A 21,304-nucleotide genomic window follows, 5' to 3' on the forward strand; every position below is an offset into this window, starting at 1 on the left:
TTACGATAAAAAAGCGTTTCGCAGCATGCCCGGCCCGGCTCTGGGCGGCAACAGAAGCGCTGGATATCCGCTATCACTGTACAAAAAACGTTCACATGGCTGAAAGCTATGGCCGGCAAGGCCTGCAGCCACATGCCCGCACCTTATCCACAGGCCGGTCCACAGTCTTTGGGGGCAAGTGCAAATCGCGCAAAGCCGCTGTACACAGGGCTTGCAGCGGATCATGGGAAGTTTTTTGCTTGACCCGCAGAGGCTGTCCATGCAGGTGGCCGCAAAAAAGATGACCGAGCGGTCAAAGTGTATAAGGCCAGAGGCCAGTAACTACGCCGCCCAGAGCAGTCTTTCCAGAGTTTAGTCACAGACTTATCCACAGGCTTATCCAGAGTCTTTTGCGGGTACGGCTGCGACAATAAAAAGGTTGACAAGCGCGTCTTCGAGTTGCTCAAAAAGCCATGATCAAAAAACAATCAATTGCTTGCAGGCCACGTAAACAAAGGCTTCCAGCCAGCTACTCCCACGTTACCCACAGCCCGCTCCACAGCAAACGGGGACAAGTCAAAACGGTGGAAAAACAACTGTTTGCAGCGTCTTTATGCCGCGCTTTGCCAGCTTGGGAATAATGTTTTCCACAATTGTCGGACGCCGGCTGCCCTTCTGCGCACCCGCGGTTGCCAATGCCCGCACTCAGTCCGCAGGAACCGGCTTGCCGGCAAATCCCGGACGCACAACGGAATCTGAACAGCGGCCATCGGGGAGGGGCGTTTCGCTGGCAAGCCAGCACCTAAAGGGCGGGTGGGGACTGTGGATAAAAAATGCCCCGGCGGCGTGAACCGACGGGGCATGGTTTATCCACAGACCGGGCCGTCAGTGACCGCCCAGATAAGCGTTGCGCACTTCCTCGTTGACCAGCAGCTCCTTGCCGGTGCCGCTCAGGCGGATCTCGCCGTTGACCATCACGTAGGCGCGGTCCGACAGCTTCAGCGCATGGTTGGCGTTTTGCTCCACCAGGAAGATGGTCATGCCGGTGGCCGCCAGCTCCCGCAGGGTGGCGAATATCTGCTTCACCACGATCGGCGCCAGCCCCAGGCTCGGTTCATCCAGCAACAGCAGCTTGGGCCGGCTCATCAGCGCCCGAGCGATGGCCAGCATCTGCTGCTCACCGCCAGACATGGTCATGGCCCGCTGGGTACGCCGTTCCTTGAGCCGGGGAAACAGCTCGAACATACGCTGCATGTCTTCGCTAGCGTACTGGTCGCCAATGGGAATGGTGCCCATCAGCAGGTTCTCTTCCACGGTCATGTCGGGGAACACCCGGCGCCCTTCCGGCGACTGGGCGATGCCGTTGGAGGCGATGTAGTGGGACGACTTGTGGGTGATGTCCACGCCGCGATAGAGGATCTGCCCGGACTCCGCCCGGGGCTGGCCGAAGATCGACATCAGCAGGGTCGACTTGCCGGCGCCGTTGGAGCCGATCAGGCTCACGGTTTCCCCTTCGTTGATGTGCAGCGAGACTTTCTTCAGGGCCTGGATCGGGCCGTAGTACACGTCCAGATCCTTGAGTTCGAGTATGGGTTGACTCATACCAGCTCCTCTTCGTCGGCACCCAGGTAGGCGGCGATCACCTTCGGATCGTTGCGGATCGCCTCCGGCCCGCCCTCGGCGATCACGTTGCCGTGGTCGAGCACCACGATGTGGTCGGAAATACTCATCACCATGCCCATGTCGTGTTCAATCAGCACCACGGTCAGATCGTGCTCGTCGCGCAGCAGCCGGATCATCGCGCTCAGCGCTTCGGTTTCCTGGGGGTTGAGGCCGGCGGCCGGTTCGTCGAGGCAGATGATCTGCGGCCGGGTGCACATGGCGCGGGCGATCTCCAGGCGCCGCTGCTGGCCGTAGGACAGCTCGCCGGCCAGGCGGTTGGCACAGTCCACCAGGTCCACCACTTCCAGCCAGTAGAAGGCGTGGTCCAGGGCGGCGCTTTCCGCCTGGCGGTAGCCCTTGGTGTTGAGGATGCCCGCCAGCAGGTTGCGGTTGACCCACATGTGCTGGGCCACCAGCAGGTTTTCCACCACGGACATTTCCTTGAACAGGCGAATGTTCTGGAAGGTCCGCGCCAACCCGGCGCGGTTCACCAGGTGGGTGCCGCCAAACATCTTGTAGTACAGGCGACTGGCGAAGCTTTTCGGCGACACCAAATCGGTGGCACGAAATGGCTCGCCCAAGAGCTTGATGACGTTGGTCTGCTGGTCCCGGGTATTGAGCTCGATGCGCCCGCCGGAGGCCTTGTAGAAGCCGGTCAGGCAGTTGAACACCGTGGTCTTGCCAGCGCCGTTGGGGCCGATCAGGGCGAAGATCGAGTTGCGCTTGACCTTGAGGCTGACGTCGCTGAGGGCCTTGATGCCACCGAAGTGCATCATCAGGTTCTCGACCGAAAGAATGTATTCGCTCATGGCGCGTTCCCCTCAGTCAGAGCACCTTTGCGTGGCGTCACCCCGGTACGGCTGATGCGGATCAGCCCCCGCGGTCGCCAGATCATCATCAACACCATGAGGATGCCGAACAGCAGCACCCTGTACTCGGAGAAACTGCGCAGCAGCTCCGGCGCCACGGTCAGGACGAAGGCCGCGATCACCACGCCCACCGTGGAGCCCATGCCCCCCAGCACCACGATGGCGAGGATCAGCGCCGACTCGAAGAAGGTGAACGAGGACGGGTTGACGAAGCCCTGATAGCTGGCGAAGAACACCCCGGCCAGACCGGCGGTGGAGGCACCAATGGTAAAGGCCGAGAGTTTCACCAGCACGTGGTTCAAGCCCATGGCGCGGCAGGCGATCTCGTCTTCACGCAGGGCTTCCCAGGCCCGGCCCACCGGCATGCGGGTCAACCGGTGCTTGATGTAGAGCACCAGCAACACCACCAGGAACAGCACGATGTAGATGAACAGGAACTTCAGGTTAGGGTTGTATTCCAGGCCGAAGAACTCGTGGAACGGCACCCCACCGTCCTTGGCCCTGCGACCGAACTCCAGGCCCAGGAACGTCGGCGATGGCACCGGCATACCGTTGGGGCCGCCAGTAAAGGACAGCCAGTTGTTAAGCACCAGGCGGATGATCTCGCCGAAGCCCAGGGTCACGATGGCCAGGTAGTCGCCATGCATTCGCAGCACCGGGAAGCCCAATATGCACCCCGCCAGCGCGGCGGCAATCGCCGCCAGGGGCAGCACGCTCCAGAAGCCCAGGCCCAGGTACTGGTAACCCAGGGCCAGGCCGTAGGCACCGATGGCGTAGAACGCCACGTAGCCCAGGTCCAACAGCCCCGCCAGCCCCACCACGATGTTCAGCCCCAGGCCCAGCAGCACATAGATCAGGCCGAGGATGACCACGGTCAGCAGGTACTTGTTGGCGAAGAACGGGAACACGATGGCGATCACGATCAGCGCCGGAATGATCCAGCGCAACCGCGACTTGTAGTCCGGCGCCAGCACATGTACCCCGGAGCCTGTGGTCTCGAAGCCCTGGAGAATCTTCAGGCCCTTGGGGGTTTGCAGGAACAGGCTCAGGGCCAGGCGGCCGGCCATGACGATCGCCACCAGCCAGGCGACCCGGGTCGGTTCCAGGTTGAAGCTGTAGCCATCCAGGACCACGCCCACGATGGGGCCGAACACGATCAGCGAGATCAGCCCGGCCAGTACGGCGTCGATGACGCTCTTCTTGATATCAATCGGTTTATTGGCAGCAGACATACTTATACCTTCGCCACGAGTGGGCGACCCAGCAGGCCTTGGGGACGGAAAATCAGGATCAGCACCAGCAGCGAGAAACTGAACACGTCTTTGTAGTCGGAGTTGATCAAACCGGAGAACAGCGACTCGGAGATCCCGAGGATGATCCCGCCGAGCATCGCTCCGGGCAGCGAGCCAATGCCGCCGAGCACGGCTGCGGTGAACGCCTTGATGCCGATGACGAAGCCGGCGTAGAAGTCGAAGGTGCCGTAGTTCATGGTGATCAGCACACCGGCCAGGGCCGCCATGGCCGCGCCGATGACGAACACGTAGGAGATCACCCGATCAGTGTTGATGCCAAGGATCGAGGCCATCTTGCGGTCTTGCTGGGTGGCCCGGCACATGCGCCCCAGCTTGGTGTACTTGATGATGTAGGTGAGCAGCGCCATGCCGGCGAACGCCGCCACCAGGATGAAGATCTTGGTGTAGGTGAGCTGCACGAAGCCGGTGCCGATATCGACTTTCCAGGCGCCGGCCAACAGGGTCGGAACCCCTTGCTGCTTGGCGCCCTGGCTGATCTGCGCGTAGTTCTGCAGGATCAGCGAGATACCGATGGCGCTGATCAGCGGTGCCAGGCGGGTGGAGTTGCGCAGGGGTTTGTAGGCCACGCGCTCGATGACCCAGCCATAGATCCCCGTCACCACCACGGTGAAGACCAGGGTGCCGAGAATGAGTAGCGGGAAGGATTCGATGCCGAAGTAGGCCAGCAGAGCCAGACTGATTGCCGCGAGGTAAGCGGAAATCATGTAAACCTCGCCGTGGGCGAAGTTGATCATGCCGATGATGCCATAGACCATTGTGTAGCCGATGGCGATCAGACCATAGACAGACCCGAGGGTCAGTCCATTGATCAGTTGCTGCAGGAAAATACCATCCATAACGCAATCTCACGGACTTGAGAGACGGCACAGGGCGTCAGCGACGGACAGGAATCACAGGTCCGCGCAACACGTCCGTTGTGCAGCTCTACGAGAAAAGGCAAGTACTGCACGAGTACGAACCGGTACCAGGGGGTAGTACCGGTTCGTTCGGACTCATGTCACTTCTGTTTTTCCAGCTGGTGGTACTTGCCGTCCTTGTCCCACTGATAGACCACGTAGTCGGAGATCTTCAGGTCGCCCTTGCCATCCCAGGACTTCTCGCCCATCACGGTTTTCACCGGGTTGGCCTTGAGCCACTTGGCGGCGTCTTCGCCTTTGTTGGATTTGGCGCCATTGAAGCCGGCGGCCAGGGCCTGGACCGACGCGTAGGCGTACAGGGTGTAGCCTTCAGGCTCGGTGCCGGCCTTGCGGAAGGCATCCACCACGGCCTTGCTGTCCGGCAGCAGGCGTGGGTCGGCGCCGAAGGTCATGTACACACCGTCGACGTATTGCGGGCCGCCGGCGGTGGTCACCAGCTCGTCGGTAACGATGCCGTCGTCGGACATGAACTTGACATCCTTCAGGCCCTGCTCACGCAGCTGGCGTACCAACGGACCGGCTTCCGGGTGCAGGCCGCCGAAGTACACCACATCGGCACCGGCAGCGCGGATCTTGGTCACCACGGCGCTGAAGTCTTTCTCGCCACGGGTCAGGCCCTCGTACAGCACCGGGGTCACGCCGCGCTTGGTCAGCTGTGCCTTGGTGGCGTCCGCCAGGCCCTGGCCGTAGGTGTCCTTGTCGTGCAGCACCACGACTTTCTTGCCTTTGAGCACGTCAACGATGTAGTCGCCGGCGACGATGCCCTGCTGATCGTCACGCCCGCACATACGGAACATCGCGGACAGGCCACGCTCGGTGACCTGGGGGTTGGTGGAACCCGGGGTGATGGCAATCACACCGGCGTCGCTGTACACCTCGGAAGCCGGAATGGTCGACGAGGAGCAGAAGTGCCCCACGACGCCCGCCACCTTGTCCTGGTCCACCAGGCGGTTGGCCACGGCCACGGCCTGCTTCGGTTCGCAGGCGTCGTCGCCCTTGACCAGGACGATCTTCTCGCCGTTGACCCCGCCTTTGGCATTGATCTCGTCAGCCGCTGCCTGTGCACCCTTCATGTACTGCTCGCCAAATGCCGCATTGGCGCCTGTCATGGGACCCGCTACGCCGATCTTCAGGTCGGCTTGAGCAAACGCAGAAACACCCAGCGCAGTTGCCACTGCGAGGGCCAGAAAGCCTTTCTTGTAAAACGTCTGGGACATGAGGTGGTGCTCCAAGGTTTTTTTAGTTGGCACTGCGACTTCACTAGAATTGCTCAGAGCAAGCGCCGTGCCAGTGGTTTTTTATTCTGAAAAAAGTCGCTGTCTTATTGTTATTTCGACTGTTTCGAGCCCATTTTTATTGGGCGTGCAACCGTCTAAACCGCGGAAGGTAAAACCCTGCTTTTTAATGGGCGCAACCCATGCGTGCCATCATTGCAACCGCGACACAATTCAACGTGCAACCCTGCTGTAACAGCCCGCGTCACCGAACTGCACACTGCTGGTGCGAGACTGCTACGAGCCGCACCATTACAGGCTAGTCGCTGCATCGAAAAGCGTCGTCCCCGACTGTTTATTTCCTTGTTCAGATGACGATCCGCAGGCACTGGCCCGCGTGGTAGAGGGAGAATCCGGCCTCGTACAGACAACTGCGCAACCCCACTCCGACCAAGGGCTGCATGGGGGCAAAAGGAATCGGCAGGGCCTGGGGATTGCCGTTACACAGGTAGTCGGCGAACGCCTTGCCGACCACGGTGCCGGTGGTGACGCCACGGCCGTTGTAACCGGTGACCGCCACCAGGCCGGGCGCCGGTTCAAACAGGCGCATCAGGTGATCGGGGGTAAAGGCAATGCAGCCGGTCCAGGTGGATTCCCACTCCACCGGTTTGAGGTAGGGGAAGTAATGCTGCTGCACCCGATCGGCCCAGGCCTTGAGGAACCACAGGGGTTTCTGGTTGCCGTTGCCCAGGCTGCCCAGCAACAAGCGGCCATCGGCATCCCGGCGAATGCTGCTCAGCACCTGGCGGGTATCCCAGGAGCCCTGGCCTCCGGGCAGGATCTGCCGGGCGGCCTCTTCGGTGAGCGGCGCCGAGGCCACCTGGTAGTAGTAGCCGGGGAAGAAGTTGCGCCGCAGCTCGGTCCAGTCGCCTTCGGTGTAGGCGTTGGAGGCGATCACCACCTGCTCGGCCAGCACCGACCCCTGATCGGTCTGCACCGACCAGCGCTGGCCTTGGCGTTCCAGGCGAGTGACGGGGGAATGATCGAACAACTGGCCGCCGAGCTTGATCGCGGCCTTGGCCAGCCCAGTGGTGTAGGCCATCGGGTTGAGGGTACCAGCGCGCCGGTCGAGCAAGGCGGCGGCGATCTTCCGGGTGCCGGTGGCGGTTTCACAGGCGGCACCGGTCAACAGTTCCACCGGCGCACCACGGCGCTTCCATTGCTCCTCGCGGCTGCGCAAGTCAGCTTCACCACGCGCGTTGTGGGCCATGTGCAACGTGCCTTCGCGGCGTAACTGGCAATCAATCTGGTATTTGTCCACCAGGCTGAACACCAGGGACGGCGCGGCCCCGAGCATGCGGTTGAGCTGGCTGCCCACCTGCTCGCCGAAACCGGCCTCGATCTCGTCCGGTGGAATCCACAGGCCGGCGTTGACCAGCCCGACGTTGCGCCCCGAACCGCCCTGCCCGGCGCGGTGGGCCTCGACGACACAGACTCGTTTGCCTTGCTCCAGCAGATGCACGGCCGCCGACAAGCCGGTGAAGCCGGCGCCGATGATGCACACATCCGCCGTCAGCTCGCCCTTGAGCGGCGCATTGTCAGGCCTTTGTGGGGTCAGCTTTTCCCATAGACATTGTTCTTGTAGCGCCATTGCCAGACTCCGAAATCAACCCACCACAGACGCTGAAACGCATTGACCGCTGTTCGCCAGCAAGCTGGCTCCTACAAACCTCCCCGTAGGAGCGAGCCTGCTCGCGAAAAGACTCAATCGAAGGTAATGCCCTGGGCCAGCGGCAGTTCCTGAGAGTAGTTGACGGTGTTGGTCTGGCGCCGCATGTAACCGCGCCAGGCATCGGAACCGGACTCGCGGCCGCCACCGGTTTCCTTCTCGCCACCAAAGGCCCCGCCAATCTCCGCGCCACTCGGGCCGATGTTGACGTTGGCAATCCCGCAGTCGCTGCCCACCGCCGACATGAACTGCTCGGCTTCACGCACGTCAGTGGTGAAGATGCACGACGACAGGCCCTGGGGCACGGCGTTGTTCAAGCGCAGGGCCTCTTCGAAGTCGTTGTAGCCAATGACATAGAGGATCGGGGCGAAGGTTTCGCTGCACACCACATCACTCTGCTCCGGCATTTCGACAATCGCCGGCGACACGTAATAGGCATTGGGGAACTGGTCCTGCAACTGGCGTTGGCCACCGAACACCCGGCCGCCCTCGCTCAGGGCCTGTTCCAGTGCATCCTGCATGGCGTCGAAGCTGTGCTTGTCGATCAGCGGGCCGATCAGGTTGCCTTGCAGGGGGTGGCCGATGCGCACCTTGGCATAGGCCGCCTTGAGCCGGGTGACGATTTCCTCCTTCACCGACTCGTGGGCAATCAACCGGCGCAAGGTGGTGCAACGCTGGCCGGCGGTGCCGACAGCGCTGAACAGGATGGCGCGCACGGCCATGTCCAGGTCGGCGCTCGGGCCGAGGATCATGGCGTTGTTGCCGCCCAGTTCGAGAATGCTGCGGGCAAAGCGTGCGGCCACTTTCGGCGCCACTTCACGGCCCATGCGGGTGCTGCCGGTGGCGCTGATCAGGGCCACTCGTGGATCGTCCACCAGGGCGGCGCCAGCGTCGCGGCCACCGATGATCACCTGGCTCAGGTACTCGGGAGCGTCCTGGAAGTTCTTCAGCACCCGCTCCAGCAGTGCCTGGCAAGCCAGGGCGGTGAGCGGGGTCTTCTCCGAGGGTTTCCAGATCACCGGGTTGCCGCAGACCAGCGCCAGGGCGGTGTTCCAGGCCCAGACCGCCACCGGGAAGTTGAAGGCACTGATCACCCCCACCACACCCAGGGGATGCCAGGTTTCACGCATGTGGTGACCGGGACGCTCGGAGGCGATGGTCAAGCCATAGAGCTGGCGCGACAGACCGACGGCGAAGTCGCAGATATCGATCATCTCCTGCACTTCCCCCAACCCTTCCTGGGTGATCTTGCCGGCTTCCCAGGAAACCAGTTCGCCCAGATCGGCCTTGTACTCGCGCAGCACCTCACCGAATTGCCGTACCAGCTCGCCACGACGGGGGGCCGGGACTTTGCGCCATAGCGCGAATGCATGCTCTGCGCGACTGACCTGCTGCTCCACTTCGGCGGCGCCCTGCCAGTTCACGGCGGCGATCCGGCTGCCGTCGATCGGCGAATGCACAGGCTGGGTGCCCGACTGGTACAGGGCCGGGTTCACACCCAGACGATCAAGCAATGCGGCAACCATGGGGGTCACTCCTTACAGATGAATAGCCAAAAAACCGACCGCTGCGACGGCCATCAAGGCCTGTAGTTGTAGCTGGCCTGAGACTTGCCAACAAACGACCTTTAAGCGAGATATCATTCCGTTTATTCATGCTGAGCCGGCATCCAGCACCGATAAGAACAAGGACCACCCATGCTCAACAAACGCTACCTGCCGTCGATCACCGCCCTGCAGTGCTTCGAGGCCGTGACCCGGCACCTGAGCTTCACCCGCGCCGCCGAGGAACTCAATCTGACCCAGAGCGCGGTCAGCAAGCAGGTGGCGCAGCTGGAAGAGCTGCTGCAGCACCTGTTGTTCCGTCGGGTCCGCCGCCGCCTGCAACTGACCCCGGCCGGCGACCTGTATCTGGTGGAAGTGCGCAAGATCCTTACCCAGGTGGAGATGTCCACCCACTACCTGCGCTCCTACGGCGGCGAGACCGAAGTGCTGCGGGTGTCCACGCCCTACACCTTCGGCGCCCGCTGGCTGGTGCCGCGCCTCAAGGGCTGGCGCCTGCGCCATCCGCATATCCACCTGGACCTGTGCAACGAGCAGGAGCCGGACGAACTGCTCCAGGGCCACGCCGACCTGGCGTTCTACTTCGGCCAGGGTTCGCGCCCCGGCACCGAGAGCCTGAAACTGTTCAGCGAAGAACTGGTGGCGGTCTGCGCCCCGGATAGCCTGCCCGCCGAACCCTTGACCGACCCGCGGCAACTGACCGATCTGGTATTGCTGCAAAACGCCTCACGGCCCCAGGGCTGGCACGAATGGTTCGAACAGCAGGGTTATCAGACCGAACACAGCTATCACGGCCCGCGCTTCGAAACCTTCTATATGTGCATCCGCGCCGCCCAGGTCGGGTGTGGCGTGGCGCTGCTGCCACGCTTCCTGGTGGAAGAGGAACTGGCCGAGGGCAAGCTGGTGATCGCCTGGAAGTACGCCATGCCCAGCCAGGATGCCTACTACCTGGCCTACCCCGAACACTCGGCGGAAGTGCCCAAGGTCCGCGACTTCGTGCGCTGGATGCTCGAACACAACGATGCTCCCCTCGCGTAGGAGCCAGCTTGCCGGCGATGGGGCCCAGGCACGGCCGAAGCCCCATTCGCTGGCCAGCCAGCGCCTATCGCAGGAGAATGGCCCGCCGCAAAAATCGCTGGTCAAGCGCAGGACGTCTATGCGCCACTAGCGCCTTCATTGAAAGAGCTGAAGCCGCCGCTGTCCGTCGCGGCCAGCATGGAGATTCCCGTTATGAGCGAGAGTGTGTTTGCCGATCGCATCGTGCAGAACCTGCTCGACACCGACTTCTACAAACTGACCATGATGCAGGCGGTGCTGCACAACTACCCCAACGTGGAAGTGGAATGGGAGTTTCGTTGCCGTAACAGCGAGGATCTGCAGCCGTACCTGGCGGAGATCCGCTATCAGTTCGAGCGCCTGGCGGAACTGAGCCTGAGCGCCGACCAACTGGGCTTTCTCGAACGCATCAGCTTCCTCAAGCCGGACTTCCTGCGCTTTCTCGGGCTGTTTCGCTTCAACCTGCGCTACGTGCACACCGGCATCGAGAACGGCGAGCTGTTCATCCGCCTGCGCGGTCCCTGGCTGCACGTGATTCTGTTCGAAGTGCCGATGCTGGCCATCATCAGCGAAGTGCGTAACCGCTACCGCTACCGCGAGATCCAGCTGGTGCAGGCCCGGGAGCAGCTGTACCGCAAGTTCGACTGGCTCAGCGCCAACGCCAGCAGCGAAGAGTTGTCCGAACTGCAAGTGGCGGATTTCGGCACCCGCCGACGCTTTTCCTACCGGGTCCAGGAAGAAGTGGTGAACGTGCTCAAGCACGATTTCCCCGGGCGTTTTGTCGGCACCAGCAACGTGCACCTGTCCCGGGAGCTGAACATGAAACCCCTGGGCACCATGGCCCACGAATGGATCATGGCCCACCAGCAGTTGGGGCCGCGGCTGATCGACAGCCAGATCGCCGCCCTCGACTGCTGGGTCCGCGAATACCGCGGCCTGTTGGGCATTGCCCTGACCGACTGCATCACCACCGACGCCTTCCTCGGTGACTTCGATCTGTTCTTCGCCAAGCTGTTCGACGGCCTGCGCCACGACTCCGGGGACCCGATCCTCTGGGCGGAGAAAGCCATCGCCCATTACCACAAGCTGGGCATCGACCCGATGAGCAAGACCCTGGTGTTCTCCGACAGCCTGACCCTGCCGCGCTCCCTGGAAATATTCCGTGCGCTGCGGGGGCGGATCAACGTCAGCTTTGGCATCGGCACCAACCTGACCTGTGATATTCCCGGTGTCGAGCCGATGAGCATCGTGCTTAAAATGGCCGCCTGCAATGGCCAGCCCGTCGCCAAGATCTCTGATGAAGCGGGCAAGACCCATTGCAAGGATCCCAACTTCGTCGCTTACTTGCGCCACGTTTTCCAAGTACCTGCCCAACCTGGCAAGGAGTGAATCATGCAAGCCGCACAGCGTGAGATTGCGCAGCAGCTGAAGGTCCAAGCACCTTTTCCCGACCAAGCTGCCCTGGAGGCGGAAATCGCCCGGCGCGTCCGTTTCATCCAGGATTGCCTGGTCAATTCCGGTCTCAAGTCCCTGGTCCTGGGTATCAGCGGCGGTGTCGACTCACTGACCGCCGGCCTGCTGGCCCAACGCGCCATGCGTGAGCTGCGCGAGCGCAGCGGTGACGACAGCTACCGCTTCATCGCCGTGCGCCTGCCCTACGAGACCCAGTTCGACGAACACGACGCCCAGGCTTCGGTGGACTTCATCAACCCCGACGAACGCCACACCGTGAACATCGGCCCGGCGGTCAAGGCCCTGGCCAATGAAGTCGCGGCCTTTGAGGGGCAGCACGCGGTGTCCCGGGACTTTGTCCTGGGCAACACCAAGGCGCGGATGCGCATGGTGGCCCAGTACACCATCGCCGGCGCCGCCCAGGGCCTGGTGATCGGCACCGACCACGCCGCCGAAGCGGTGATGGGTTTCTTCACCAAGTTCGGTGATGGCGCCTGCGACCTGGCGCCACTGAGCGGCCTGGTGAAGAATCAGGTGCGTTCGATTGCCCGCTACTTCGGCGCTCCGGAATCCCTGGTAGAGAAGGTGCCCACCGCCGACCTCGAGGACCTGTCCCCGGGCAAACCGGATGAAGCCTCACATGGCGTCACCTACACCGAGATCGACGCATTCCTGCATGGCCAGCCGGTGCGCGAGGAAGCCTTCAAGATCATCTGCGACACCTACCGCAAGACCCATCACAAACGCGTCATGCCCTTCGCCCCGTGACCCACCACGCTCTGTAGGAACCGGCTTGCCGGCGAAAGGGCCGCTTGATGCTGCACAAGGTTCAAGGGCCTGTTCGCCGGCAAGCCGGCTCCGACCAGAGGGTGAAACGTCAGGCACAAAAAAAGCGCCCCGCGGGGCGCTTTCTTGTTGCAGCCGGACCTGATGCTTACTTCAGGATCACAGCGCCTTTCATCATCGAGTTGTGGCCTGGGAACGAGCAGAAGAACTGGTAGCTTTCGCCAGCAGTCAGCTTCGATACGTCGAAGGTCACCGAGTCTTTCTCGCCAGCACCGATGATCTTGGTGTGGGCGATGACGCGGGTGTCGCCTTCTTTCAGGTAGCTCTTGTCGATGCCAGCGGCCATGCCGTCGGCGGCGATGCCAGCCATGTCTGCGGTTTTGCTCAGGACCCAGTTATGACCCATGACGTTCTTCGGCAGGCTGCCGGAGTGAGTCAGGTTCACGGTGAAGGTCTTGCAGCTCTTGTCGATGGTGATTTCCTTAGTGTTGAAGGACATCTGGTCGGTAGAGTCGACATCGACCTTGCATTCGGCAGCCATCAGTTGGCTGCTGGCCAGTGTCAACAGGGATACCGCAACGAGTTTGGCAAACATGGTGAATCTCCAAGGCAGGGTTAACAAAATCCATCTGAATCCATGGGACCGAAGACTGCCTGAATTTCTGCCAAGTTCCTATGATTTGCATCAAAAAACTGTATACAACTCTCTGCTATCGGGCCGATCAAGACAATCAAACAGCCCCCTGCGAAACCGCCCTCTAAGATCTGCCCATCAACATCTTTTAGGAGCCTTGGCCATGCCTCTCAACAGCCTGTTTCGCAGCTTGCTCGCCGCCTACGCCTGTGGCGCCAGCGGCACCCATGAAACCCCGCAACGCGAGGTTTAATGCTTGGAGCCAGATCTTTCAGCCTTTACTCTGAGGCCATCAATGACCTCGGAGTAAGGCATGACGTTAACTTCTGTCTGTGTATTTTGTGGCGCCAGTACCGGCAGCCATCCCCTCTATCGTGAAGCAGCCCAGGCCCTGGGCCGGGCCCTGGCCGAGCGCAAGCTGACCCTGGTCTATGGCGGCGGCGCGGTGGGCCTGATGGGCATAGTGGCCGACGCGGCCCTGGCAGCCGGCGGTGAAGTCATCGGGATCATCCCGCAAAGCCTGAAAGACAAGGAAATCGGCCACAACGGCCTGACCCGCCTGGAAGTGGTGGACGGCATGCACGCACGCAAGGCGCGCATGGCTGAACTCAGCGATGCCTTCATTGCCCTGCCTGGGGGCCTGGGCACCCTGGAAGAGTTGTTCGAAGTCTGGACCTGGGGCCAACTGGGCTATCACCACAAGCCTCTGGGCCTGCTGGAAGTGAACGGCTTCTACGAAAAACTCAGTGGATTTCTCGACCATATCGTCGGCGAAGGCTTCGTCCGGGCCCCGCACCGTGACATGCTGCAAATGAGCGAATCGCCAGCCAGCCTGCTGGATGCCCTGGACGCCTGGAAGCCTTCGGTAGCGGACAAGTGGGCCGAGAGTAAACCCAGTTAACCGTCAGCACCCGATAACAGGCAGAATACGCGCCGCTCAACCTCACCTTCGACCCCAGAGGATCGCCCATGGCTAAACCCAACTACTCCTTCGCCAAACGTCAACGAGACTTGGCCAAGGAACAGAAGAAAGAGGAAAAGCTGCAACGCAAGAAAGCTGCTGCAGAAGAAGCCAGCACACTGACCCCGGATACTGAAGGTGAAGTGAGCGTCGATGACGCCGAGTCTCAGCCCCCCCAGGCCTGACCTGAAACTGTAGGAGCTGGCTTGCCAGCGAAAGCGCTCTCCAGCCCCACGCAGCATCCGCCGGCCTCTTCGCCGGCAAGCCGACTCCAGCTTTATTCCAGAGGCATGACGGTGACCCGGACCTCCGGGTCATGGCTGCCCCCGCCAAGAATCACTCCACGCAACGGCGAGACATCGGAAAAATCCCGGCCCCAGGCCAGGGTGATGTGTTCCAGTGCCGGCTGCACGTTGTTGGTCGGATCGAAATCCACCCAGCCCAGCACCGGGCAAAACACCGAAACCCAGGCATGGGAAGCGTCGGCACCGATCAGCCGCGGCTGCCCCGGCGGTGGCTGGGTCAGCAGGTAGCCGCTGATGTAGCGCGCCGCCAACCCTCGCGAACGCAGGCACGCCAGCATCAGGTGGGCAAAGTCCTGGCACACACCCCGTCGACGCTCCAGGACTTCCACCAAAGGTGTCGCCACTTGGGTCGCTTCGGCATCGAAGGTGAACTCGCTGAAGATCTTCTCCATCAAGGCCTGGACGCCCTGCAACAGTGGCCGGCCCGGAGCAAAGCAGCTTGCGGAAAACTCGACGAAACGCTGCTTGAGATGCACATAAGGTGACTCGAAGCGATAACGACTGGCCTCCAGCAAATCCACCGGCAACGGCCGACCGCTGTAGGTCAGGGCTCCGCGGGCGACATCCCACGCCATGGACGCGGCAAAGTCCAAACGCGGCCGATCCAGCACCTCGACGCTAAGCTGGGCGTTGACCTGCAATTCATCATGGGGCCGCTCGAAGGCCAGACGGGTCAAAGGGTTACCAAACACATCCTGCTCGTCACGGCGGGAGGTGGGCTCGGGACTGATCAGCAACTGCCGCTCGCTGCACTGTTGCCAGGCGCAAACCCGGGGCCACAGGTGCGCCAGCTGCTGGGCCAGGGACACCGGGCTGTCGTAGCGATAATGGGTGTCATGGAAAATCTGGTAGCGCGCGCTCATTACACCGACACCGTTTGCTGGCTAACATCATCCACGTGGGCGAAATGCCGCAAGGCCAGGCGATCGGACACCTGGCCGCTGACCTCGGCGATCTCTTGCAACAGGTCCGCCAGCCCCGCCACCGCGGCTCTCACGCTGGCCTCACCAAACAGGGAGTTCTCCAGGCAGCCCAGGTCGACATGGGCCAGGCGCTCCACCAGCCTCGGCAACGCCACCTCGCGGGGCACGCCGAAGTCATCGTTGAGGCGCTTGAGGGTACGGGTCACCAGCTTGAGCTGGAACAGCACCGCGTGGGGGTTCTGCTCATCCAGCAGCAACAGGTCGAGGACCGGGATCAACTGCGCCACCGCCAGGTAGCGGGAGCGATAGGTGATGCTGCTGTTGCCCAGCTCCAGCAGCCACTCCAAGCCCGCCTGATCGAACACCGCAGTGCCCCGCAGGAAGGCGGCCAGGCTGCTGCTGAGAAATTGCAGGCGCTCGATGCGCCGGCCAATCATCAGGAAGCGCCATCCTTCGTCGCGGGTCATGTCGTCCAGGGCGAATCCCGAGAGCGCTGCCAGGGACATCACCAGACGGTTGAGAAAATCCAGCAGCTCGCCGAAGTCCGGCTCTGCGGTGTCCAGCTCCTGGGCTTCGCGCTGCAACTCCACCAGGGCCTGCCAGTTTTCCCGGGACAGCTTGCCGCGCACCTGGGAGGCGGCCCACTGCAGGCGCTGCAGGTTGGAGCGCAGGCTGAACGACCAGTCCTCCCCCAACAGGGCCGCCAGCAGACGCTCGGGCAACTCGCCCTCATCCGGCAGCAGCATCAGGCTTTCCCCCAGGTCGACCGCGGCCAGCAAAGCTCGCGGATCGTCGCCATCGACGTAACGGGCCAGCATGATCCGCAACAGCCGTGCGCTGTCGTCACAGCGCTCACAATAACGACCGAACCAGAACAGGTTCTCCACCACCCGCGACGGCAAGTAGGGATCACGACGGACCAAGTCATAGACACCAATGGTGCGCTGGGCTTTCCATTGCTCGCCGCTGGGGGCGCGCTCCCCCAGCACCCAGGTGTCCTTGCTGGCGCCACCGCGCTGCATCGACACCACTTCGGCGTCGGCGTCGGCGGCGACCCGGGTCAGGCCGCCGGGCAGCACCCGATAGCCGTCGTCGCTGGCCACCGCGTACACCCGCATGCCGATGGCCCGTGGCTGCAAGCGACCGTCCTCGGCCTGCCAGACCGGCGCCTGGGACAGTTGCGGCAACTCCTGGGCGACATAAGCGTAGGGCCGCGCACGCATACGCTCGGCGAGGCTGGCGCGCTGTTCGGGACTCAGGTCGCGCCCCAGCACCGGGGTGAAACTCTGGGATGGAAACGCCGGTTTGATCAGCAGCTCTGGGAGTTTCTCCAGAGCTTGTTGCAGCACGGGCGCCTCACCACACCACCAGGTGGCGATGGAAGGCAGGAGCAATGGCTCCCCCAACAGGAACAGGCTGATTTTCGGCAAGAAGCCCAGCAGCCCTGGAGACTCCAGCACCCCGCTGCCCAGGGCATTGGCCACCAGCACCCGGCCCTGACGCACCGCATCCAGCAGGCCGGGCACCCCCAGAGCGGAATCGGTACGCAGCTCCAGAGGATCACAGAAATCATCATCCAGGCGACGCATGATGGCGTGCACCCGACGCAGGCCGCTGAGGGTCTTGAGATAGACCGTGGCATCGCGCACCGTCAGGTCGCCGCCCTCCACCAGCGGGTAACCCAGCTGGCGTGCCAGGTACAGATGCTCGAAGTAACTCTCGTTGAAACGCCCCGGAGTCAGCAGCACGATCAGCGGTGCTTCGGCATCCCGGGGCGCCTGCCGGGCCAGGGTTTCCTGCAGGGCACGGAAGAAGCCGGCCAGATGCTGCACGTGCAGGTCACGGTACAGATCCGGAAAGGCCCGGGACACGATCATGCGATTTTCCAGGGCGTAGCCGGCCCCGGACGGCGCCTGGGTACGATCGGCAGTGATCCACCAACGACCATCGGGGGTGCGCGCCAGGTCCACTGCATAGAGGTGCAGAAAGGTCTGCTCGGGCGGCTGGATGCCCTGGCATGGCCAGAGAAAATTGTTGTGCCCGAACACCAGTTCAGCAGGCAACAGCCCTTCGCTGATCAGTCGCTGCGGGCCGTACAGGTCCGCCAGTACGGCATTGAGCAGGCGCGCCCGCTGGGCGATCCCGGCGGACAACAGTTGCCACTCCTCCACCGGAATCACATGGGGCAGCAAATCCAGCTCCCAGGGCCGATCCGCGCCCTTGGGGTCGGCATAGACGTTGTAGGTGACACCGTTCTCGTGGATCTGCCGGGTCAGCAGCGCCTGGCGCTGGGCCAGCTGCGCGGGGCTGCTGCGTTGCAGTTGTTCAAGCAGGCGCTGCCAGTGCGCCCGGACCGCACCCTGGTCATCCAGCAGCTCGTGGTAGGTACCCGCCGTCAGCGGGTAACGGTCTAGCAAGTCAGGCATGGAACACTCGGCAGACGGCAGGGAAAGTCAGATTAACCCACAGCCCCGACGCCCGGATATGGCTATATCGCGGGCGTCGCAGGTGGATTAGAAGCGTCGCAAATCCAGGGTCATGGGCAGCTCGTCATTGATGATCAGAGGCGGCACCACAAGGCTACCGGGGCTGTGTCCGAGGCGAAAGAAACGCGCCATGCGTCGGCTTTCCGCTTCATTGGCATTGACCGGCAGACTGTCGTAGTTGCGTCCCCCAGGATGGGCCACATGGTATTGGCAGCCCCCCAGGGAGCGCTGCATCCAACTGTCCAGCAGATCGAACACCAGCGGTGCGTGGACCGGGATGCCGGGTTGCAGGCAGTTGGCCGGCTGCCAGGCGCGATAGCGCACCCCGGCGACAAACTCCCCTACCCGCCCCGTGGGCTGCAAAGGAACCGCCACACCGTTGCAGGTCAGCACATGGCGCTGCGGCGTCAGCCCACTGACCTTGACCTGCAAACGCTCCAGAGAAGAGTCGACATAGCGCACCGTGCCCCCGGCCCCGCCCTCTTCCCCCAGCACATGCCAGGGCTCCAGGGCCTGACGCAACTCCAGCTCGATACCGCTGACCGCGTAATCGCCGACCTTGGGAAAGCGAAACTCCAGATGAGGGGCAAACCACTCGGCCCGCAGCGGATATCCGGCGGCATTGAGCTCCACCAGCACATCGGCAAAATCCTGCTCGATGAAATGCGGCAGCAGGAAACGATCGTGCAGCTCAGTGCCCCAACGCGCCAGCTTGGTCGGGGCATAAGGCTCACGCCAGAACCGCGCCACCAGCGCCCGCAGCAGCAACTGCTGGACCAGGCTCATGCGCCCATGGGGCGGCATTTCAAAGGCCCGCAGCTCCAGCAGGCCGAGACGCCCGGTGGCGCCGTCCGGCGCATAGAGCTTGTCGATGCAGAACTCGGCGCGATGGGTATTGCCGGTGACATCGATCAGCAGGTTGCGCAGCAGGCGATCCACCCGCCACGGCGGGCACTCCTCGCCCGGCGCGGGCATCTGTGCAAAGGCAATTTCCAGTTCATAAAGCGAGTCGTTGCGCGCCTCATCGACCCTGGGTGCCTGGGAGGTGGGGCCGATGAACAATCCGGAAAACAGGTAGGACAACGACGGATGATTGTGCCAATAGCTGATCAGGCTACGCAGCAGGTCGGGGCGGCGCAGGAACGGCGAATCCGCCGGCGTCGCGCCACCGAGGACGAAATGGTTGCCGCCGCCAGTACCGGTGTGGCGCCCGTCGATCATGAATTTCTCACTGGTCAGGCGGGTCTGCCGGGCCTGCTCGTACAGGAACTCGGTGCGCTCCACCAGCTCGTCCCAACTGACCGAAGGCTGCACGTTGACCTCGATCACGCCCGGGTCCGGCGTCACCCGGAAGTTGCTCAAGCGCGGGTCGGCGGGCGGCTCGTAGCCTTCCAGCAGCACCGGGCAATGCAGCTCTGCCGCAGTGGCTTCGATTACGCTGACCAGTTGCAGGTAATCCTCGAGTCGCTCCAGGGGCGGCATGAACAGGTACAGCCGCCCTTCTCGCGCCTCGGCGCAGAGCGCGGTGCGGGTCAGCCAATCCGCGGACTGATCAATCTCTGGCACGCGCTCATCCGCAACCGCCGACTCAGGGACTTCTGCGAGCTGCGCCGGGTCCGGCAGCTCAGGGAAATCCTGGTTCGGATCGTTGGGGTGAATGAAGGGGTACTCCGCCGCCGTCACCCAGGGTTGGGACGCCAGGGGCAGGCGATAGCCCAGGGGGGAATCCCCAGGCACCAATCGGCAATGACTGTCTCGCAGGTACCAGCGGCCGCTCTGCCATTGATCACCCTTGGCGCTACGGGCCAGGGGCAGCACCTGGCCAATGACTTTATCCAGGCCCTGGCTGAACACCTTGCGCAACCGCTCGCGCTCCAGGGCATCCTCCAGCCGCGAGTCCTCGGCACTGACATTGAGGGGCAGGCGGCCCTCGCGCCACAGGTAATAGAAGTGGTCTTCGTAGGCGGGAAACACAAAGCGCCCGGGCAGCTTCAGGCGCTCGGCGACACTGGCGAGAAAGCGCCCGGCCAATGATGCGTCAGCGCCATAGTCCTCGTGCTCATCGGCAATCAAGGCGCTGTTGTGCCAGATCGGCACACCGTCAACTCGCCAATAGCAGTTCAGCGACCAGCGCGGCAATTGCTCCCCCGGGTACCACTTGCCCTGGCCGAAATGCACCAGCCCCTGAGGCCCGTAGCGCTGGCGCAGGCGCTGGAACAGCTCAGCGGCCAAACGCCGCTTGTTCGCGCCCAGGGCGGCAGTGTTCCACTCGGCGCCGTCGGGATCGTCGATGGCCACGAAGGTCGGTTCGCCGCCCATGGTCAGGCGCACATCGTTCTGCAGCAGGTCCACATCGATCTGCCGGCCCAGGGCCTGGATGGCCAGCCACTGCTCGTCGGTGTAAGGCTTGGTGACCCGGGGCGCTTCCCAGATCCGCTCCACAGTCATTTCATGGCTGAACTGACACTCGCAAGGTTCCACAAGACCCGTGATGGGCGCCGCTGAAGAGGGATCGGGGCTGCAGGCCAGGGGAATGTGACCTTCTCCGGCAAACAGCCCTGAGGTGGCGTCCAGGCCGATCCAGCCGGCTCCGGGGAGGTAGACCTCGCACCAGGCGTGCAGGTCGGTGAAGTCCACCTCAGTACCCGAAGGACCGTCCAGGGATTTGACGTCGGCCGTGAGCTGGATCAGGTAGCCGGAGACGAAACGCGCCGCCAGTCCCAGGTGGCGTAACAGCTGCACCAGCAGCCAGGCCGAATCGCGACAGGAGCCGGAGGCATTGACCAGGGTCTGCTCCGGGCTCTGCACCCCCGGTTCCAGGCGAATCAGGTAGGCGATGTCTGCGCTGAGCCGCTGATTCAACGCCACCAGGAAGTCTACCGCAGGCAACGGCGTACGTGAGATACCGTCCAGGTAGGCCTGGAACTTGGGCGTCAGGGGCAGGGTTTCCAGGTAGGGCGCCAGCTCGCGCTGCTCATCGGCGGCGTAGGCGAAAGGGATCTGCTGCGCGTAGGGCTCAAGGAAGAAGTCGAACGGATTGAACACCGCCATCTCCGCCAGCAGATCCACTTCGATCCGCAGCTCGGTGGTTTTCTCCGCAAAGACCAGGCGCGCCAGATAATTGCCCTGGGGGTCCTGCTGCCAGTTGATGAAATGCTGCTCGGGCTGGACCTTCAGCGCATAGGAGAGGATTCGCGTGCGGCTGTGGGCAGCCGGGCGCAGGCGGACGATCTGCGGGCCAAGTTCGACGGCGCGGTCGTAGCGATAGTGCGTGACATGGTGCAATGCGACATGAATCGACACGGCGTGCCTCCTGCGAGCCTGAGCGGTGGATGAACCCGCGCAAGACTTGTGCCAGGGCCCAAGTCCGGGGGGTTGTTCAACGACTCGGGGCAGTACAGCACCAAAACCGCGCAACCGGTGCATCCCTGTGCAGCTCACTGCACAGAAATGTGC

At 62.8% G+C, this 21,304-nt stretch carries 16 protein-coding genes; 5 read left to right on the forward strand and 11 right to left on the reverse strand.

What is annotated here, in order from left to right; all coding sequences use genetic code 11:
* Positions 1-864 precede the first annotated feature (864 nt).
* From PQT43_RS14575 to amaB, 7 genes are all read right to left on the reverse strand, one after another.
* Complete coding sequence (locus PQT43_RS14575; RefSeq protein ID WP_092319125.1) at positions 865-1,581, reverse strand: ABC transporter ATP-binding protein; 717 nt, start codon at positions 1,579-1,581, stop codon at positions 865-867.
* Positions 1,578-2,450, reverse strand: a complete 873-nt coding sequence (locus tag PQT43_RS14580) for an ATP-binding cassette domain-containing protein (protein ID WP_102881997.1) — start codon at positions 2,448-2,450, stop codon at positions 1,578-1,580. The genes PQT43_RS14575 and PQT43_RS14580 overlap by 4 nt, the downstream gene beginning before the upstream one ends.
* Entirely contained in the window at positions 2,447-3,742 is a 1,296-nt protein-coding gene (livM, locus tag PQT43_RS14585; RefSeq protein WP_102862932.1) for a high-affinity branched-chain amino acid ABC transporter permease LivM, read from the reverse strand. The genes PQT43_RS14580 and livM overlap by 4 nt, the downstream gene beginning before the upstream one ends.
* Before the next feature lie 2 nt (positions 3,743-3,744).
* Positions 3,745-4,659, reverse strand: coding sequence for an ABC transporter permease subunit (locus PQT43_RS14590; RefSeq protein WP_102862931.1), 915 nt, complete (start codon positions 4,657-4,659; stop codon positions 3,745-3,747).
* A 161-nt stretch (positions 4,660-4,820) separates the two neighbouring features.
* Positions 4,821-5,957, reverse strand: coding sequence for a branched-chain amino acid ABC transporter substrate-binding protein (locus tag PQT43_RS14595; protein WP_102881998.1), 1,137 nt, complete (start codon positions 5,955-5,957; stop codon positions 4,821-4,823).
* A gap of 364 nt (positions 5,958-6,321) precedes the next feature.
* Positions 6,322-7,605: an L-pipecolate oxidase gene (amaA, locus tag PQT43_RS14600; RefSeq protein ID WP_102862929.1), complete on the reverse strand. Its 1,284-nt coding sequence runs from the start codon at positions 7,603-7,605 to the stop codon at positions 6,322-6,324.
* A 113-nt stretch (positions 7,606-7,718) separates the two neighbouring features.
* Complete coding sequence (amaB, locus tag PQT43_RS14605; RefSeq protein WP_253084231.1) at positions 7,719-9,209, reverse strand: L-piperidine-6-carboxylate dehydrogenase; 1,491 nt, start codon at positions 9,207-9,209, stop codon at positions 7,719-7,721.
* A gap of 171 nt (positions 9,210-9,380) precedes the next feature.
* Between amaB and PQT43_RS14610 the strand changes: the two genes are divergently transcribed.
* The 3 genes from PQT43_RS14610 (at position 9,381) to nadE (ending at position 12,521) form a co-directional block, all read left to right on the forward strand.
* Entirely contained in the window at positions 9,381-10,283 is a 903-nt protein-coding gene (locus tag PQT43_RS14610) for a LysR family transcriptional regulator (protein WP_102862927.1), read from the forward strand.
* Positions 10,284-10,475: 192 nt separating this feature from the next.
* Complete coding sequence (gene pncB, locus PQT43_RS14615) at positions 10,476-11,690, forward strand: nicotinate phosphoribosyltransferase (RefSeq protein WP_102882000.1); 1,215 nt, start codon at positions 10,476-10,478, stop codon at positions 11,688-11,690.
* Between the two features lie 3 nt (positions 11,691-11,693).
* Positions 11,694-12,521, forward strand: coding sequence for an ammonia-dependent NAD(+) synthetase (gene nadE / locus PQT43_RS14620; RefSeq protein ID WP_102862925.1), 828 nt, complete (start codon positions 11,694-11,696; stop codon positions 12,519-12,521).
* Positions 12,522-12,687: 166 nt separating this feature from the next.
* Here the strand turns inward: nadE and azu are convergent, their stop codons facing one another.
* On the reverse strand, positions 12,688-13,134 hold the full coding sequence (gene azu, locus PQT43_RS14625; protein WP_102862924.1) for an azurin: 447 nt from the start codon (positions 13,132-13,134) through the stop codon (positions 12,688-12,690).
* Positions 13,135-13,486: 352 nt separating this feature from the next.
* Between azu and PQT43_RS14630 the strand changes: the two genes are divergently transcribed.
* On the forward strand, positions 13,487-14,074 hold the full coding sequence (locus PQT43_RS14630) for a TIGR00730 family Rossman fold protein (RefSeq protein WP_102882002.1): 588 nt from the start codon (positions 13,487-13,489) through the stop codon (positions 14,072-14,074).
* 68 nt (positions 14,075-14,142) lie between these two features.
* A complete protein-coding gene (locus tag PQT43_RS14635; protein ID WP_267269294.1) occupies positions 14,143-14,319 on the forward strand; it encodes a hypothetical protein in 177 nt (58 codons plus the stop codon).
* Between the two features lie 92 nt (positions 14,320-14,411).
* Here PQT43_RS14635 and PQT43_RS14640 read toward each other — a convergent pair whose 3' ends face one another.
* From PQT43_RS14640 to PQT43_RS14650, 3 genes are all read right to left on the reverse strand, one after another.
* The gene (locus PQT43_RS14640) at positions 14,412-15,302 is read right to left on the reverse strand and encodes a transglutaminase family protein (protein WP_272754203.1); all 891 of its coding nucleotides are present in this window, start codon (positions 15,300-15,302) and stop codon (positions 14,412-14,414) included.
* Positions 15,302-17,788: a circularly permuted type 2 ATP-grasp protein gene (locus tag PQT43_RS14645; protein WP_272754204.1), complete on the reverse strand. Its 2,487-nt coding sequence runs from the start codon at positions 17,786-17,788 to the stop codon at positions 15,302-15,304. The genes PQT43_RS14640 and PQT43_RS14645 overlap by 1 nt, the downstream gene beginning before the upstream one ends.
* A gap of 87 nt (positions 17,789-17,875) precedes the next feature.
* Positions 17,876-21,151: a transglutaminase family protein gene (locus PQT43_RS14650; RefSeq protein WP_272754205.1), complete on the reverse strand. Its 3,276-nt coding sequence runs from the start codon at positions 21,149-21,151 to the stop codon at positions 17,876-17,878.
* Positions 21,152-21,304: the final 153 nt, after the last annotated feature.

This window comes from Pseudomonas sp. BLCC-B112 (assembly GCF_028550695.1).
Lineage (GTDB): Bacteria > Pseudomonadota > Gammaproteobacteria > Pseudomonadales > Pseudomonadaceae > Aquipseudomonas > Aquipseudomonas danubii.